The organism is Streptomyces sp. NPDC048278 (assembly GCF_040652195.1).
GTDB lineage: Bacteria > Actinomycetota > Actinomycetes > Streptomycetales > Streptomycetaceae > Streptomyces.
This window is the reverse complement of the sequence record NZ_JBEZLP010000001.1, coordinates 741,997-759,557: the sequence shown is the minus strand read 5'-3', so window position 1 is coordinate 759,557 and position 17,561 is coordinate 741,997. Positions and strand designations below refer to the sequence as shown.

The following is a 17,561-nucleotide window of genomic DNA, read 5'->3' as shown; positions in this document are numbered from 1 at the left end:
AATGGGACAGGCGACCATTCGCGGGCAGTTCAAGTTGGGCGGGCCGGTCAATTCTGGTCGGCCGACAGAACACTCCCTAAGGTGAATCGACCCCGAACAACCGATGCGGACCTAGGAGAGTTGCCGTGATCGACGCGATGCTGCGCACCTCGATCGCCGGAAATCCCGAAGGAACGGCAATCGTCTTCGGCGAGCACACCGTCAGTTACCGCGAACTGGGGTACCGGACGGCAGCCTTGCGAGCGGGCCTCGGTGAACTGGGCGTCGGCCGCGGTGACTGCGTCCTGGTCGTCCTCCCCAACTGCCCGGCCTGGATCTACACCTACTTCGCCACCGCCGGACTCCGCGCCACCGTACTGGCCCTCGATCCCGAGCTCACCGAGCCGGAACTGCGCAGCGCCGCCGCCGAGTGCGCGCCCACGGTCGTCGTCACCGACCCGGCCCGTGCCGGGCTCCTGGACCGCGTCGGGCGTACCCTGCCCAGCCGCCCCGCCCTGCTGCTCACCGGGGACGGCGCTTCCGACGACGTACCGCACACGGACCTCTCCGTGCTGACGGGTCGACAGGAGGACGCAGCCGCAGCAGAGTCGTGGGACAGAGACCAGGGCGACTGGGACGCCGACTGGGTTTTCACCTACTCCTCCGGGTCGACCGGCGAAGCCCGCCGCATCTCCCGTACCCAGGCCAACCAGTTCGCCGAGGCGAGCAACATCGTGCGGACCGCCGAGGTGACCGAGCGGGACGTCGTCCTGTGCCCGGTGCCGCTCTTCCACGCCCTGGGCCAGTTCTGCTGTCTCATCGTGGCCGTGCGCGCTGCGGCGACCCTGGTGCTCATCGACCCCACCGGCGGGGGCGGTGCCACGGATTGGACCATCGGCAGGGTGACCGAGCTGGTGGATCGGCACCGGGTGACGATCCTGCCCGCCGTGCCGTACGTCTTCGAGGCACTGGCCGACCTGCCGGCCGGGCACGGTGGCGACCTCGGCTCGCTGCGGCTGTGCCTGTCCGGCAGCAACTTCCTCACGCCCGCCGTCCGGGACCGCTTCGAGCGCCGGCACGGGGTGCCGATCCGGCAGACGTACGGCAGCTCCGAGGCGGGCAGTGTCAGTTGGGACTGCGGGCCGGGGCCGATCACGCCCGACTCGGTGGGGCGACCGCTGTCCGGGGTGAGCGTGCGGATCGTCGGCCCCGGGGGAGAGGCGCTGCCCCCGGGGGCCGAGGGCGAGATCACGGTGACCAGCGCCGCCGTGGCCCGCTCCTGGCGCGACGGCGAGGAGACGGTACGCCTCGATCCGGGCGCGCCCTACTTCACGGGCGACCTCGGACTGCTCGACGCCGAGGGGCGGCTGTACGTCACCGGCCGCAAGCGGACGCTGATCGACACTGGCGGGCACAAGGTCAACCCGGTGGAGGTCGAGGAGGTCCTGGAGAGCCTGCCCGGGGTGCGGGAGGCCGGCGTCGTCGGGCTGCCGGGCGGGGTGCTGGCCGCGGCGGTGGTGGCCGCGCCGGACACCCGACTCGACCTCGTACGGCTGCGGGAGGCGTGCCGGGCGCGGCTCGCGGACTACAAGGTCCCCCGCCACCTCGTCCCGGTGACCGCCCTGCCGCGCTCCCCGGTGGGCAAGATCCGGCGCACCCGGCTGACCGCCCTGCTGACCGCGGAGGAGACCGGTACGACGGCCCCGGCCACCACCAGGCCCGAAGGCGCCGATCCCGTGGACGATCCCTGGGCCGAACCCGACCCGCGCCGACGCGCACACTTGGTCGGTGACCGGCTCGTCGCGCTGGCGGCCCAGGTGCTGGGCAGGACGGCCGACGAGATCGACCGGGACCGGACGCTGCCGCTGCGCGCGCTGGGCCTGGACTCGCTGAGCGCGCTGCGGCTGAAGATGGCCGTACAGGAGCATCTGCACCGCACGCTCGGCCTGCCCGAACTGCTCGGCCCCGCCACCCCCGCCGAACTCGCCGCGCTGCTGGCCGACCGCCCGGCCGAGGACGTCGCCGCGGTCCGGCAGGGTCCGCCGACCGGCGAGTTCCCGCTCTCCCACAACCAGGCGGCCATCTGGCACGCCGACCGGCTCGCCCCCGACAGCGCCTCCTACCACCTGAGCTTCGCGGCACGCGTCGTCTCCGGCTGCGACCCGGCCGCCCTGCACCGCGCCTTCCAGGCCCTGACCGACCGCCACCCCGTGCTCCGCACCACGTACGCCCCGCACGACGGCGCCCCCCGCCAGCGCGTCGCCGCGCACACCCGGGTGGACTTCGCCGAACTTCCCCTTCCCGCTGACGACGGCCCGGACGGCCAACCCGCCCTGGCCGCCGCCCTGGAGTCGGCAGCCGCCGAACCCTTCGACCTGACGACCCAAGTCCCTCTGCGGATCCGGCTGTTCACCGGTCCCGGCCGCGACCCGGTGCTGCTGGTGACCCAGCATCACATCGCCACCGACTTCTGGTCCATGGTGACGCTGCTGAAGGACCTCGGCGGCCTGTACGCGGCCGAGCTCACCGGCGAGGAGTACTACCGGCCCGCCCCCTCCCACACGTACACCGACTACACGCGCTGGCTGGACGCACAGGTGACGGGCGCCACCGGCGCGGCGGACCGCGCGTACTGGCGGTCCGCCCTGGCCGACCTTCCCCCGGTCCTCGAACTCCCCCTCGACCGCCCCCGGCCGCGCGTGCAGCCGAGGGAGGGCGCCACGCACTTCCACACCCTCGACAAGGACCGCGTCGAGCGGCTGAGGGCCTTCGCCCGCACCCGCGGCACCACCGTCTACACCGTCCTGCTGGCCACCTTCCAGCTGCTGCTGCGCTCCCTCACCGGTGAACGCGACATCGCCGTGGTCGCGCTCACCACCAACCGCGGCAGGCAGGAGTTCCACGACGTTCTCGGCTACTTCGCCAACCAAGTGGTATGCCGGGTCCGTTCGGCGGACAGCGAGAGCTTCGACGCGCTGCTGGAGACGGTCCGCGGTGGACTGCTCACCGCCATGGAGCACCAACTGCTGCCGTTCGCCGTCGTGTTGGACGACCTGGGTGTGCGACGAGACCCCAGCCGCGCCCCGCTCGTCGACCTCGCCTTCGGCCAGAGCAAGGCCCACGACCCTGGCATGCCCGACGTCAGCGCGTTTCTGGCCGGCGGCACCGGACAGCCTTTGCGGGTAGGGCCGTTGGACCTGGAGTCCGTCGCGGTCGGGCAGCGCGGCACGGTCTACGACTTCTCGGGCGCCGTCTACGAGTCCGACGACACGGTCTCCGTCGCCTGGGAGTACAGCAGGGCACTGTTCGACGAGAACACCGTCATACGGATCGCCGGGCAGTTCGAGGAACTGCTGGAGGCGGTGCTGAGCGCCCCCGGGCGGCCGGTACGGGAGGCGGAGCCGCTCGACCGGGCGTGGCGGGAGCGACTCCTCGCCGCCTCGACGGGCCCCGCGGAGGAACTGCCGACCGTTCCGGAACTCATCGCCCGGCGCTGCGCGGACCGGCCCGACGACCTCGCGATCGTCACCTCGGCCGGCTCGGTCACACTGGGCGAGTTCGCCGAACGGGTCGGCCGGGTGGCCGGAGCGCTGGCGGCGTCGGGTGTGGGGCTGGAAGCCCGGGTGGGGCTGTGGCTCGACGGGACCGGGGACGCGGCGACTGCCGCGGCCGGCGCGTGGCAGGTGGGCGCGGTCTGCGAAACCGTCGCGGCGGACGCGTCGGCGGAGCGGGTACGAGAGGCCGCCGAACGGCTGGACGCTCTGGTGACGACACAGGCGCGGAGGGACTCGCTGGGGGACCGGCTGTCGGGGGTACGGGTGCTGGTGCCGGACGAGGTCGGCGGTGGCGGCCGGTTCACCGGGGCCGCGCTCCAGGCACCGGCTCTGGTCGTCCACACCTCGGGGGCCACCGCGCCGCCGCGCGCCCATGTGGTCGGTCACCGGGCGCTGGCCCGCTGCGCGGCTCTCCGGGCGGCCGAAGCGGCGGGGGGAGTCCGGGGCGGCACGCTGGTGCATGGCATGGCGGCGGCCGACCGGGCGCTGGTCACCGTACTGACCACGATCGCGGCGGGCGGTACGGCGGTACTGGAGCCCAGGATCCGCAATCCCCGGGACCTGGCGGTGGCGCTCGGGTCCGGCAGGGCCTGCGGCGCACTCGATCTGACCGCCGCCCAACTGCGCCAGCTGCTTGCGGAGTTGACGGCCGCTGACCTCCGCCCACAGGTCGCCGTCCTTTCCGTGACCGGGGAGGCGCCGACCGGAGATCTCGCACGACGCTGGCGCGAGCGGGCCGCGGACCCCGCGGCCCGGATCACCCACGTCCAGGGGTCCGTTGAGACGGGCCTCGCGCTCGCCTGGGGCGAGATCCCGGACGGCCTGGACGACCACGAGATGGCCTCCACTGGCACGGTGCTCCCCGGCGTCCAGCGGTATGTGCTCGACGACGTGGGCCGGCTCTGTCCGCCCGGCGTGACGGGCGAGATCTGCGTTGCCGAGGCGCTTGTGGAACCCAGGGCGGACGACGGTGCTGAACCGTCCGAAGCGGACTTCGTTTCCCAACTCGGCCTACAGGGGCGACGGTTGTGGCGCACTGGTGACGCAGGCCGGTACGCGGTGACCGGGGCGGGGGTCGGCGTGGTGGTCACCGGGCGCGTCGGCGATGTCGCCAGGGTGCGGGGGCGGCGGCTTTGGCTGGGGGACGTCGAACGAGCGATCACGCGGTTGCCCGCGGTGACGGCCGCGGTCGTCAAATTCGACGGAACGTCACTGACGGCGGAGGTACAGGTTGTTCGTCCGGAGGGTGGTGAGTTGCCCGACGGCGCCTCGTTGCGGGCCGCGTTGCGGGAGGTGCTGCCGCTCACGGAGGTCCCCGACACGGTGACCGTCGTCGACCGTCTGGCGACGGCGGAAGGGGACCTCGAACCGAGCCGTGCCCCGCACCCGGCGGCCAGCGAGTCGAAGGCGGGAGGGAACGCGGTGGAAGCCGCCCTCGCCGCCATCTGGCAGGAGGTGCTCGGCGTCGCGCACGTGTCCGCCGACGACAACTACTTCGACCTCGACGGCGACTCGATCACCGCCCTCCAGGTCGTGGCGCTCGCCGCCGAACAGGGCATCCAGTTGACAGCCCGGCAACTCTTCACCGCGGCCACCCTGCGCGACCTCGCCGCGACGGCCCGCACTGAGGGACCGCCCGCGGACGAACCGGCGTCCGTCGGCAGTGCCGCCGCGGGCGACACATCCGTGCCCCTCACCCCCGTACAGCACTGGTTCTTCGAACTCGGCCTGACCGACGTGAACCACTGGAACCAGGTCCTCGCATTCCACACCGGCCCGACCCTCGACCCGACCACCCTGACCACCGCGCTCCGCACGGTCGCGGACCGGCACGCCGCCTTCCGTCTCAGATTCGGGCGGGCGTCGGACGGGACCTGGACGCAGCGCCTGACACCCGGGGCCGAGCCCCTGCTGCTGCTCACCGAGGACGCCGCCGCCCCCGGCGGGACGCCCGGCGACCGGGCCGCCGCGCTCGCGGTGCGCGCACAGCGCGAGATCGATGTGACGCGCGGTCCGCTCCTCGTCGCCGCGTTGGCGCCGGAGCCGGAGTCCGGCGGCAGCCTGCTGTGCGTTGCGGCCCATCACCTCGTCGTGGACCTGGTGTCCTGGCAGGTCGTCCTGGATGAACTCACCCGGACCTGCGAGGCGTTGCACGACGGCAGGGACCCGCGCCTGCCGATCCCGACGACGGATTTCCCCGCCTGGGCCACGGCCCTCGCCACGCACGCCACCTCGCCTGGCGTCACCCGCGAACTGGACGGTTGGGCGGCGTCGGCGCAGAGCGCCGGCACACCAGCGCCCGTCCGCAGCGCCCCGCCGCGCCCCGGCACCGTGACCGCACGTCTACCACCCGAAGCGTCGGCCGCTCTCCGGTCGGCTCCGCCCGGGACTCCCCGGCCGCACGAGGTGCTGCTGGCCGCGGTCTGCCACGCGCTGTCGGAGCGGGAGGGCGGCCGGCGGATCCGGGTCGACGTCGAGGGGCACGGGCGCGGACACCGGGTGCCGGGCGTGGAACTGTCCCGTTCTGTCGGCTGGTTCACCTCCGTCCTGCCGGTCCTGCACGGGCCCGTGCCGGCCGCCACGGACCCCGGGGAGACGCTGCGTACCGTCCTCGCCTTTCTGCGGGAGCACGAGGACGGCGGTCTCGCTCACGGCCTGCTGCGCCACGGCCCGGACCCGCGCGCCCGGGAGACCCTCGCGGCCCTGCCGCCCGCCGACGTCGGCTTCAACTACCTCGGAACCACAGGGGGGTTGCTGGGTCCGGTCGGCGAGCAAGGCCGTAGGAAACCCCCGAACCCGTTCCGCCCCGTCCCGCTCCCGCCGGGCATCGAACGCGGGCCCGCCGACGCCCGCCCGTATCCCCTGGAGATCAGCGCCCTGTTCGCCGACGACGCCCTGGAACTGCGCATCGGCCACGACCGGGGCACGGACGACGGCCCCGTACACAAACTCGCCGAGCACATCCTGGCAGTCCTGCACCGGCTGACGTCGGGGCCGGGTGCCGTCCGCTGAACCGACCCGCCCGACATCCGCTGCAACGCTCAGGAGACCGAGCATGGCATCCGACACCGACACCGACCCCGATACCAGCTCCGGCATCGACACCGGCACCGTACTGGTCCGCGACGCCTGGGCCCGGGTGCTGAAGCACGGGGACTTCACCAACGACGATGACTTCTTCCTGGTCACCGGGGCCCACTCGCTGCTCGCGGCGCACATCATGGCCGACGTGTGCGCGGCCACCGGCCAGCGGCTGTCCCTGCGCCTGTTCTTCGACAACCCCACGGTCAACGGACTGGCCGCCGCCCTGGCCGACACCACACACGGGGAGAACCGCTCATGACGTCCGCCGCACCCACCCGGGCCACGCCCCCCGCCTCCTTCAACGACACGCAGCGCCCCTACCGCACCGACGCCACCCTCCCCGACCTGCTGCGGGAGGCCGCGCGCCGCGAGCCGGATCATCCGGCGCTCACAGCGACCGGCACCGCCGGCCTCACGCACGGCGAACTCGACGCGCTCACCGACCGCATGGCCCGGCTGCTGGCCGACCTCGGTGTCGGTCCGGGCAGTCACGTCGCCCTCTACAGCGACCGCACCCCGCTCGCGGTGGCCGCGCTGATCGCGGTGCTCAAGGCGGGTGCCGCCTATGTGCCCCTGGACCCGGCCTGGCCGCGGCAGCGCGTGGTCTCCCTGTTGCGCAGGATGGACGTGGCCTGTCTGGTCGCAGGCCGACCGACACTGCGGGCGGCGCAGGAGCTGCGCTGGGAGGTGCCGTCGCTGCGGCATGTCCTCTGCCCGGCGATCGAGGCACGGGAGAGCTGGGAGGCGCTCCTGGACCGGGAGATGGTCGAGACGTTCTTCGACTTCCTCTCCGCGGAGCCCGATCCTCTGGAAGCCGCGGGGTTCAACCTGCGGCGCTCGCACCGCCCGTACCGCCCGCAGGACGTCGCGGACTACCGCGACCACGTCGCCAGCCTGGTGCACGAAACGAGCGGGCACGACGCGGCCATCCTGGAGGTCGGCTGCGGGTCCGGGCTGATCACCGAGGCGGTGGCGCCCACGGCCCGCCGTTATGTCGCCACAGACCCCTCGCCGGTCGCCGTCGACAAGAACGTGCGGATCGGTGCGGAGGCCGGCAGCCCGGTGGAGGGCGCGGCCGCCTACGCGCACGAGGTGGCCGACAAGGTCCAGGGGCTGTTCGACGTCGCCGTGCTCGCGAGCACGGTCCAGTTCCTGCCGGACATGGGCTACCTGCTGCGCACCCTGAACTCGCTCGCCGGGCTGGTGCGTCCTGGCGGGGCCCTGGTCCTCGCCGACCTCATCGACCCCGACGTGGAGGAACACGCCGGGCTGCGGGTGCCGCCCAGACTGCTGGAGCGGCTGCCCGAACTGCTGCCCCGGTTCGTGTCGGTGGAGGTACGGCGGCGGCCGGCGGGGGCGTTCGCCGGTGAGCTGGAGCACCGGTACGACGCCGTACTGCACGTGTCCGGGGAACCGGCCGGCGCCGCAGCGCCCGTCGACGACCGCACGGGGACCGGGCTGCGGGTGTGGACCGGCGCGGACGTCGCGGACCGCCCGGCGACGCCGCTGCCCGAGGCGGCCACCGCCGACGACATCGCGTACGCCATCTTCACCTCGGGCTCCACCGGCCTGCCCAAGGCGGTGCTGGTCCGGCACGGCGCGGTCGTCAACCTCGTCGACTGGATGAACCGTGAGCACGCCGTGAGCCCGGCGGACCGGCTGCTGTTCGTCACCTCCTTCTGCTTCGACCTGTCCGTCTACGACATGTTCGGCGTGCTGGCGGCCGGCGGCACCGTGCGGGTGGCCGGCCACGACGAGGTGGCGGAACCGGGCCGGCTCGTGGAGATCCTGGAGACCGAGCCGATCACCATCTGGGACTCGGCGCCGGCCGCGCTGTCCATGGTCATGCCGTTCCTGCGGCTGGGCACCGGATCGGGGCGCGAGGACCTGCGGCTCGTCCTGCTCAGCGGCGACTGGGTGCCGCTGGCCCTCCCGGACGAGGTCCGCGATGCCTTCCCGCGGGCGTCCGTGGTGGCCCTCGGCGGCGCGACGGAGTGCACCGTGTGGTCGAACGGGTTCAGGGTGGGCGAGGTCGACCCCGACTGGCCGAGCATCCCGTACGGGCGGCCCATGCAGAACGCGCGCTACTACGTCCTGGACGAGGAGCTGCGCCCCTGCGCCCTCGGCGAACCCGGCGACCTGTACATCGCCGGGGACTGCGTGGCCGTCGGCTACGCGGGCGACCCCCGCCTGACCGCCGCCCGGTTCCGGCCCGACCCGTGGGCGCCGCGCCCGGGCGAGACCATGTACCGGACCGGCGACCGGGCCCGCTGGCTCGCGGACGGGAACGTCGAGTTCCTCGGCCGGCTGGACGACCAGGTGAAGGTGCGCGGCTACCGCATCGAACTCGGCGAGGTACGGGCGGCGTTGGCCCAGTGCCCCGGCGTGCGCGCCGCCGAGGTGCTGACGGCGGGCGGCACCGGCGAGGGCCGTACCCTGGCCGGCTTCTACGTCCCGGTGCCCGGCGGCCCCGATGGCGCCACGGTCCGCGACCAGCTGACCGGGGTCCTCCCCGCGTACATGGTCCCGGCCCGGCTGCTGTCCGTGCCGGCCCTGCCGCTGGCGCCGACGGGGAAGGTGGACCGCGAGGCGCTCGCTCGCCTGCTGTGACCGCGTGGCCTTCGCGGACCATGCGCAGGGCCCCGTACGTGTCGGCGTACGGGGCCTTCCGCATGAGCTGCGCGATCCGCGCCCCCCGGCTACCCGGCTACCCGGTGGCCACGGCGGCCACCGTGCGCCGGGCCGCGGGCTGTTCCTCGCCCATGAAGTGCATGATCTCCTCGTGGTTGGTGGACAGCACGGCGTTCAGCGCGCCGGTGCGGTAGAAGACGTCCAACTCGACCGGGCCGGGCTTTGGGTGGACGTGCCCGCCGGCCCGCATCGCGGCCAGCAGTGTCGGCACGTCGTAGTCGAGGGGCACGTTGCGGCGTACGTACAGGTCGCCGCCGGGCAGCTCCTGCGGGTCCGGGAAGTCCGTGTCGCCGCCGGGCGGGCGGCCCGTGCCGTTCGCGGGGCAGACGGGCTGGGTGAGCAGGTCGTAGCGGAAGACCTCGTCCAGGAAGGGGCGGTGGGCCTCGGGAAGCGCGGGGCTGACCGCCTCGGCCCACCAGGTCCGCAGCGCCTCGCGGCCGGCCGGGTCGGTGAACAGGTAGCCGATCGCATTCGCGTAGGCGGGGGCACCCCCGCCGTGCGCCCGGGCCGCCGCCTCCCGCAGCGGGGCCGCCTGCGGGCACGAGGTGGTGTCGGCCCAGTCGGCGAGCGAGTCGAGCACCCGTGACTGCCGCCAGCCGGCCAGCACCCGCAGCGGCAGCCAGCAGTGCCGCAGTACGGCGTTCTCCGCCATCACCCGGGCCCAGAAGAGGAAGCGCTGCATCCGGGCGTTGTCGTGGAAGGACATGGTCCGGTGGGCGAGGACGTATTCGAAGTCGTCGTGGTCGCCCCTGAGGGAGACGATTCCGTGCAGTTCCTTGTTCTCGGAGTAGTCCGTGTTCGGCAGCAGCATGATCGGGTAGACGGCAATTCTCGACACGTGCTCGGCGAGTTCGTCGTATCCGTCGAGGAAGGACTGCACGGTCTCGCCCGGGGCGCCCCAGATCAGTTCGGCGTAACAGTCGAGTCCTTCTTTGCCGAGCCATTCCACCAGATCCCGCCACGCATTCACCTTCATATTGCGCCGGTTCATGGTGTCGAGGGCGTCGGTGCTGAGCGTCTGCAGGGCCAGCGTGAACGAACTGCGCAGTCCCGCCTCCTTCATACGGCGCACGATCTCGAAGAACACCTTCGACTTGTTCTTCGCCCAGGACGTCTCGAAAGCCCGCGGATAACCGAACCTCTCCCGGATGTCGATGAGGTCGTCCACGAACTCCTGGTCGATCGGCAGCATCCCGAAGTTGGCGTCGCAGGCGACCAGCGTGTGCACCCCCAGGCCGGCGAAGAGTTCCATCTCGGCCCGCAGCCGCTCCCGAGAGAACGCCCGTACGCGCTGGCCGACCGCGCCGCCCCAGTAGCAGAAGGCACACTTGTAGGGGCAGCCGCGGTTGGTCTCGATGAGGGCGACGTCGTAGCGGAACTTTCCCTCCTCGTCGAGGAGTTCGATGGCGCCGGTGAGGAACGGGGACGGGATGAGGTCCAGGTCGTCGATGCGTGGCCGGTCCGCGGTGGTTGTCGTGGTGCCCTCCTCCGAGCGGTACGAGATCCCCTCGATGTCGGCCAGTCCGGTGCGGGAGCGGCCGTCCGCGCGGGCCCGTACCAGCTCCCGGAAGGTGATCTCACCCTCGCCGTTGACGACGACGTCCACGTCCGGGTACTCCCGGAAGACCCGGTCGGCCTGGTTGCTGACATGCGTGCCCCCGAAGACGACCCAGCCGTCGGGCCTGAGCTGTTTGTAGGTGGCCGCCAGCGCGCCGAAGGCCCGGACGTTCCAGCCGAGCACGGAGAAGGCGAGGACGTCCGGCAGTTCTTTCGCGAGCAGTTCGCGCGCCATCTCGCCGTGTGTCACCTTGCCCCGGAAGTTCGCTATGGAGACCGAGACGCGGTCGGCAAGGGAGGAATCGTCGAGAATCATTGCCTTCAGGTATCCGGAGGCCAGTGGCATGGACTCCAGTGGCATGTCCCAGACTCCCTGCTGGACCAGCTGGACGGTCAGTTTCTGAATGGGCGGCACAAGCCCTCCTCAGAGAATGTGACGGAATTTAACGGTCCCGTCCCAGGAGGGTCCTACGGGTTCTGCGCAGCGTACATACGAATCCCCCGGGCGCCCGATCACCCGTTCAACCATGCGCTCGACACGGTTGGACACACGAACTCGACGGCCGATACTGCCTTTTGAAGTTCCGTCCGCGACGAAGGAATTGGGTGAGGAAACCGTGGCCGACCATCCCTGGCTCGTCGACGTCACCTCCGGTGGCGGCCATGAACGGGTGCTGTACGCCGTTCCGCACGCGGGGGCCGGTGCCGCGGCCGTGAAGCAGACCTGCCGGCTGCTGGCCGACCACTGCGACACGGTGGCGGTGCGGCTGCCGGGGCGGGAACGGCTCACGGCGCAGGAGCCGTGGACCCACCTCGGCCGGCTCGCCGACGAACTCGCCCGGCAGCTCCTCCTGCACGCGCGGGGGCGGCGGATCCTGCTCCACGGGCACTGCTCAGGCGCCGTCGTCGCCTACGAGACGGCCTGCCGGCTCCCCGCCGGGGCGCTGGACGTCCTGATCGTGTCCGCCAACGAGGCCCCCGACCGCATCCCGCTCGGCGGAGCCTGGAGACTGCCCCGGGACGCGTTCCTGGCCCAGGTCGCCGCCGACGGCTACCTCTCCGCCGACCTCCTCGCCGACCGCGAGCTGACCGCGTTGGTGGAACCGGCGCTGCGGGCCGACTACCGGCTCATCGAGGAGCACCCGCCCTCGGGGCAAGTCCTGCCCGTGCCGGTGCACGCCCTCATTGGAGTGGACGAACAGACCGTCCGCACCGAGGACATCGCCGCCTGGGAGCACTTCACCTCGGCCGGCTTCCGGCTCGTGACAGTGCCCGGCGGCCACAACCTGCTGCGGGAGGAGCCGGCCGCGCTGGCCGAGGCGATCCGCACGGCCACGCCCCGCGACCGGGCCGCGTCAGGGTCCCTCTGACGGCCGGGCCGGGCCACGGAGCCCGGCCCGACGTACGGTGCGCAAGGCCGCCCGGTCGAGCAGTCCGAGATCCTCCATGCCGCGCACCACCCGCGGGGTCAGCAGCCCGATGTGCCCGAGCAGGGGCACCACACGGGAGAACAGTGCCTGGCGGTAGGCGGTCAGACCGGGGTCCCGGGCCGTGAAGGCGGCCCCGGTCCGCGCGTCCACGCCCATCCGCTCCCAGACCTCCACCAGCAGGAACCGGCGCCGCAGCAGCGCGAGCGACTCCAGCACGAACTCCTCCCGGTGCGCCCGCTCCGCGTCCGTCAGCTCCGGGAGCACGTCCTTGAGCAGCAGGACGCCGTAGGAGACGTGCCGGGCCTCGTCGCGGGCCACCTTGGTCACGATCTGCTTGACCAGGTCGTCGTGGAAGGTGCTCCCCGCCATCCGGAACCCGGCCAGCGCGACCGGCTCGACCAGGCACTGCACGGCCAGCGCGGTCACGTCCCACTCCCGTGCCCGCAGCCCGTCCTCGAACAACTCCTGGAGCGCGGGGGAGATGGGGTAGGGGTCGGGCAGGTGCTCCGCCGTGTACCGGGCGAACGCCTCGGTGTGCCGTGCCTCGTCCACGGCCTGGCTCGCCGCGTACAGCTTGGCCCGCACATCGGGCAGCACCTCCACCAGCCGCGCGGCGGAGACCATGGCCGCCTGCTCGCCGTGCAGGAACTGGCCGATCATCCACGCCTGCAACTCCCAGCGGAACGTGTCCCACGCGGCGACCCCGCGCTCCCGCAGCGGCGAGGCACGGAAGGTCGCGAGCGAGTGCGCCGACGGGGGCGGCAGCGGGGCTCCGTAGGGCACCTCCAGGGACCAGTCGATGTCCTCGGCCGCGTTCCACTGGGCCGATTTCGCCGCCTCGTAGAGCGCGCCGATGCGGTCGGCGGGCTGGTCGTAACACCAGCTCAGGACGGTGCGCACCTCGGTGTCGAGGGCGAGCGCGTGTGGGGGCGCGTGCCCTGGCGGGTGCGGCGAACGGTCACCGGTCATCGGCACAGGCCCTCTCCGCGGTCGCGTCCCACATCGCCCGCCGGCGCGGCTTCCCGCTGGTCGTGCGCAGGATGGTGCCGGGCCCTCCGGCGATCACCCGGACGTCCAGCCCCTCACCCCGGCGTCGTACCGCTTCGACGGCCGCCGCGCACCACGGGCCGGACCGCCGCTCGGCGACCACGAGTGCGGTGGGGACGCCGTGGCGGACCCCGAGCAGTACGACGGGACGGGCGCCTGCGAGTTCGGGCACGCCGGCGAGGGCGCCCTCCACGTCCTCGGCGAGGACGACCCGCCCCCGGCATTTGACGGCGTCGCCGAGCCGGCCGAGCACGAACAGCTCACCGTCCGAGCGAAAGCCCAGGTCACCGGTACGCAGTACGCCCCCGTTGAAGGCACTGGTGCGATCGCCGTCCTTCTCCTCCTCCTCCTCGGCCCGCAGGTAACCGGACGCCAGGGCGGGCCCGGTGACGGTGATCTCGCCGACGTACTCGTCGGGCAGCGGCCGGCCCGCCGCGTCCACCACCCCGACCGCGCTCGACGCGACGAGCGGCGCACCGCACCCCACCAAGTCGAGTGCCCGGTCGACCGCCGCGTCCAGGGCCGGAGTCGGGGTTGAGGCCGGTGTTGGCACCGCTGTCCGTACCGGTACCGGCCTCACGCGTCGCCCGGCGACCAGGGTGTGCCGGTCGACCCGGCGCACGCGCAGCCCGCGCCCCGGCGGTACACCGGTCACTGCGAGCGTCGCCTCCGCCAGCCCGTAGGCGGGCAGCACGGCGTGGGCCAGGAAGCCGTGCGGTGCCAGCAGGGCAACGAAACGCTCCACCACCACCGGGTCCACCCGCTCGGCCCCGGTGATCAGGGCCCGCCAGGCCCGCAAGTCCCAGCCAAGCCCGTCCAGTTGGCCGGGCTTCACCCGTCGTACGACATGCGCGAGACCGAAGGCCGGCGCCGCCGTGAGCCGTGCCCTGTGCTCGCCGAAGCAGGCCAGCCAGGCGACCGGGTCCCGCACGAACTGGCGCGGGGACATCACCCACAGGTCGCCGCCGTACGTCACCGGTGTGAGCAGACAGCCGACGAGCCCCATGTCGTGATACGGCGGCAGCCAGCTCGCGGTGGCGTCGTCGGGGCCCATCCGCAGCCAGTCCCGGATGGCCGCGACGTTCGCCTCCAGGGCGTCCAGCGGCACGTTCACCGCCTTGGGCCGGCCGCCTGATCCCGAGGTGAACTGGACCAGAACCCGCGAGGGCGGACACCGCGGCGGCGTCGAGGAAGAGGAACCGGTTTCCAGCAACGTCCCAACGACCGGTACCAGCGGTCGCAGTACGTCGGCCCAGCAGGGGTCGGCCACCACCCGCACGGCCCCGGACGTGAGCAGTTGCCCGCGCAACCGGTCCCGGGCGAGCTCGCCCCGCTCGAACAGGGCGGGCGGCGCGAGGGGCGCCGGGGTGGCTCCGGCCGCGAGGATCCCGTAAAGCCCGGTGAGGAATCCGGGCCCGGCGTCGGCCGTGAGCCCGACCACATCCCCCGGCGACACACCGTCCGCCCGCAGACGTTCGGCCGTGCCGAGAGCGAGCGCGGCCAGTGTCGGATAGGAGAGCCGCTCCCAGCTGCCCGAGGCACCCAGGAACCGGAGGCCGTGGCGAGGGTCGGGGTCGGCGAGCCAGTCGAGGAGGCCCCGCCCGCTCATCCGGCGCTCACCGTGCCCGAGTCGCGGGCGGCGGACAGGTACTCCTCCAGCGGCCGTTCGCCGGTGAAGACGCCGAGCAGCTCGCGCGTGGCGAGCGAATCGCCGGCCGCCTCCCTCAGCCGGGCGAGGAACGGGTCGTCCAGCGGGCCGAGTTCGGCCTGCCGGCAAACGAACGCGAACGCCGCCGCGCGTCCGGTGTCCCGCCGCGCCCGGAACCGCTCCAGCGCGCGCTCCTCCGGAAGCCGGCTGGTGAGCACGTCGTCCAGGGCCCGGAACAGTCCGGCCGCGTCCGTGAACGCGTCCGAGATCCCGCGGGCGCCGATCGGATCCTTGTGGTGCCCGGCGTCCCCGGCCAGCGCCCAGCCCGGACCCCAGGCCCGGCGGAAGTAGTTGCGCAGGTTCTGCGCCCCATGCACCGCGCCGACCGCCCGTCCGGCCGTCAGCCGGTCACGCACCTCGGGCACCCGCGCCAGCGCGGCCGCGAACGTCTCCCGGGCGCCGCCACGGCCGTACACGCTTCTCGGCAGGGTCACGGCGACCGTGGTCAGCCCGTCGTGCGTGGGCCACATGGACAGTCCGAGTCCCTCCCGGATCCGGATCTCCGCCCCGCACACCGGTACGTCCGCCCAGTAGCCGTAGGCCGTCGCCGCCAGCGCGCCCAGGTCGACGGTCGGCTCCGCGTCGGCGCACCGGGCGACCGTGGAGTTACGGCCGTCTGCCCCGACCACCATCCGGGCCTCGAACCGGACCTGCCGTCCCCGCGCGTCCCGTCCGGCCACCCCCGCCACCCGGCCCTCGGACCACAGCAGATCCCGTACGGCGACCCCCTCCCGTACCTCGGCCCCCGCGGCGCGGGCCGCGTCCACCAGCAGCGCGTCGAGGACTTGGCGGCGTGGCGCGTAGGTCACCGTCTCCGGCGCACCGGACAGCACCAGCCCCTCCGCGTCCAGCCACACCCGGTCGACTGGCGGACAGCCGCTCGCCACGACCGCGTCCAGCAGCCCCCACTCCCTCAGCAGCCGGACGCCGGGCGCCAGCACCCAGTGCGTGGACAGGGTGTCGCTGGGGAACACCGCCCGGTCGAGCACCAGCACCCGATGCCCGGCACGAGCCAGCAGCATGGCCAGGGGCGCCCCGGTGCAACGGGCGCCGACCACGATCACGTCGTAGGTCGTATTCGCGTACGTCTTCCCCTGCATGTCCTCGTACGTCATGACGTCGCCCCCGCCAAGCGGCGCATGGCGGCCGTCACCTGGCCCGCCGTCGCCGCGTGCACCGGCCCGCGCAGTCCACTCAACGGTAGCCCGGTGCCGCCGTACCGCTCCGCGACGACCTCGGCCAGGACCGATAGCGCGGTCTCCTCGGGGGTACGGCCGCCGAGGTCGAGCCCGACCGGTGCGCGCAGGGCCGCCAGCCGCTCCTCGGGCACGCCGGCCTCGCGTAGTTGCGCCAGCCGGGACGCGTGGGTGGACCGCGAGCCCATCACGCCGACGTAGGCGACCGGCAGCCGGGTGGCCGCCGCCAGCAGCGGCACCTCGAACTTGGCGTCGTGCGTCAGCACGCACAGCACCGTGCGATGGTCGGTGGGTGTCCGCTCCAGGTACCGGTGCGGCCAGTCGACCACGACCTCGTCGGCCTCCGGGAACCGCTCGGGCGTCGTGAACACCGGCCGGGCGTCGCACACCGTGGTCCGGTACCCGAGCAGGGCCGCCATCCGCACCAGGGCGGGCGCCGGGGAGCCGCTGCCGAACACGATCAGGCGGGGCCGGGCCGCCACCGCGTCCGCGAACGTCCGGGCGGTCTTCGGGAGTTCACCGACACAGCTGCCGTCGCTCCGTACCAGCAGACTTCCGGGAGCCGGCGTGCCGTCGGGCATCCCGTCCACGGGCCGGATCAGCGTGACGGCCTCGCCGGCCGCCGCGCGGCGCAGCGCCTCCTCGTACACAGGCCGGTCCGCCGCACCGGCCGGCACCGGCGTGACGAGCACGTCGAGAGAGCCGCCGCACAACGGCACCACCGCGAAGGGATCCGGAATGTCCGAGCCGAACCGGGCCCGCAGCGGCCGCCCGTCGGCGAGCGCCTGCCGGCACAGTTCGTGGACGGACGCCTCGACGCACGCCGTCGAGACGGTCCCGATGACCTCGCCGCTCCCGCCGACCGCCATACCGGAACCCGGCTGCGCCGGTGCGCTGCCGGTCACGGACACCACGGTGGCGACCGCGAAGTCGCGTCCCTGTTCGCACCAACGCCACAGTTCCTCGGCCAGGTTGAGCACCGGAACTCCTTCTCGCCGACGTCATGAACAGCGAAATCATTGCCCCGGCCCCCGCTCCTGGGAAGTCTGGTCAGGCGCGCCCGCATTCCCGCATCATCTCGGCGACCGGCACGACAAGCCCGGCGGACCACAGAGGTGAATCGATGCACGAATCGACGGATGAACCGACGGAAGACGCGTACGAGGAATCGATCAGGAAGAAGATCAGGGGAATCGTGTACGAGATGGCACCCGAATCACCGGACAGTGATCTGCCGGATCCCGAACTCATCGATCAACTCGCTTACCATTCCCTGGCTCTTCTGGAGATGGCGTTCGCCCTGGAGGACGAGTTC

General features: G+C 72.9%; 9 protein-coding genes. 4 read left to right on the top strand and 5 right to left on the bottom strand.

All coding sequences use genetic code 11. The features are described from left to right. Nucleotides 1-125: 125 nt before the first annotated feature. Genes AB0D74_RS03435 through AB0D74_RS03425 form a run of 3 tightly spaced genes read left to right on the top strand, consistent with a single transcriptional unit; the run spans nucleotide 126 to nucleotide 9,227 of the window. Nucleotides 126-6,545 (top strand): condensation domain-containing protein, encoded by a 6,420-nt coding sequence (locus tag AB0D74_RS03435; RefSeq protein WP_362580035.1) that lies wholly within the window; start codon nucleotides 126-128, stop codon nucleotides 6,543-6,545. 43 nt (nucleotides 6,546-6,588) lie between these two features. Beyond that, entirely contained in the window at nucleotides 6,589-6,876 is a 288-nt protein-coding gene (locus tag AB0D74_RS03430) for a phosphopantetheine-binding protein (protein ID WP_362580032.1), read from the top strand. Further along, nucleotides 6,873-9,227, top strand: a complete 2,355-nt coding sequence (locus AB0D74_RS03425) for an amino acid adenylation domain-containing protein (protein WP_362580029.1) — start codon at nucleotides 6,873-6,875, stop codon at nucleotides 9,225-9,227. The genes AB0D74_RS03430 and AB0D74_RS03425 overlap by 4 nt, the downstream gene beginning before the upstream one ends. Nucleotides 9,228-9,324: 97 nt before the next feature. Here AB0D74_RS03425 and AB0D74_RS03420 read toward each other — a convergent pair whose 3' ends face one another. Next, complete coding sequence (locus tag AB0D74_RS03420) at nucleotides 9,325-11,280, bottom strand: KedN5 family methylcobalamin-dependent radical SAM C-methyltransferase (RefSeq protein ID WP_362580026.1); 1,956 nt, start codon at nucleotides 11,278-11,280, stop codon at nucleotides 9,325-9,327. Nucleotides 11,281-11,482: 202 nt separating this feature from the next. Here AB0D74_RS03420 and AB0D74_RS03415 point away from each other — a divergent pair, with 202 nt between their 5' ends. Beyond that, complete coding sequence (locus AB0D74_RS03415) at nucleotides 11,483-12,235, top strand: alpha/beta fold hydrolase (protein ID WP_362580023.1); 753 nt, start codon at nucleotides 11,483-11,485, stop codon at nucleotides 12,233-12,235. Here AB0D74_RS03415 and AB0D74_RS03410 read toward each other — a convergent pair. Genes AB0D74_RS03410 through AB0D74_RS03395 form a run of 4 tightly spaced genes read right to left on the bottom strand, consistent with a single transcriptional unit; the run spans nucleotide 12,221 to nucleotide 17,226 of the window. Further along, the gene (locus tag AB0D74_RS03410; RefSeq protein ID WP_362580020.1) at nucleotides 12,221-13,264 is read right to left on the bottom strand and encodes a ferritin-like domain-containing protein; all 1,044 of its coding nucleotides are present in this window, start codon (nucleotides 13,262-13,264) and stop codon (nucleotides 12,221-12,223) included. The two genes, AB0D74_RS03415 and AB0D74_RS03410, sit on opposite strands and share 15 nt — an antisense overlap. Continuing rightward, the gene (locus tag AB0D74_RS03405; RefSeq protein ID WP_362580018.1) at nucleotides 13,254-14,951 is read right to left on the bottom strand and encodes an AMP-binding protein; all 1,698 of its coding nucleotides are present in this window, start codon (nucleotides 14,949-14,951) and stop codon (nucleotides 13,254-13,256) included. Before AB0D74_RS03405 ends, AB0D74_RS03410 begins: the two co-directional genes overlap by 11 nt. Then, nucleotides 14,948-16,165, bottom strand: a complete 1,218-nt coding sequence (locus AB0D74_RS03400; RefSeq protein ID WP_362580015.1) for an NAD(P)/FAD-dependent oxidoreductase — start codon at nucleotides 16,163-16,165, stop codon at nucleotides 14,948-14,950. Before AB0D74_RS03400 ends, AB0D74_RS03405 begins: the two co-directional genes overlap by 4 nt. After that, nucleotides 16,162-17,226 (bottom strand): XdhC/CoxI family protein, encoded by a 1,065-nt coding sequence (locus AB0D74_RS03395; RefSeq protein WP_362580012.1) that lies wholly within the window; start codon nucleotides 17,224-17,226, stop codon nucleotides 16,162-16,164. Before AB0D74_RS03395 ends, AB0D74_RS03400 begins: the two co-directional genes overlap by 4 nt. Nucleotides 17,227-17,561 lie beyond the last annotated feature (335 nt).

What these genes read in the sequence shown, in the direction of transcription:
- AB0D74_RS03425 (WP_362580029.1), top strand. Translation starts at nt 6,873, where the DNA reads ATGACGTCCGCCGCACCCACCCGGGCCACGCCCCCCGCCTCCTTCAAC.
- AB0D74_RS03400 (WP_362580015.1), bottom strand. Translation starts at nt 16,165, where the DNA reads ATGACGTACGAGGACATGCAGGGGAAGACGTACGCGAATACGACCTAC.
- AB0D74_RS03410 (WP_362580020.1), bottom strand. Translation starts at nt 13,264, where the DNA reads ATGACCGGTGACCGTTCGCCGCACCCGCCAGGGCACGCGCCCCCACAC.
- AB0D74_RS03405 (WP_362580018.1), bottom strand. Translation starts at nt 14,951, where the DNA reads ATGAGCGGGCGGGGCCTCCTCGACTGGCTCGCCGACCCCGACCCTCGC.
- AB0D74_RS03430 (WP_362580032.1), top strand. Translation starts at nt 6,589, where the DNA reads ATGGCATCCGACACCGACACCGACCCCGATACCAGCTCCGGCATCGAC.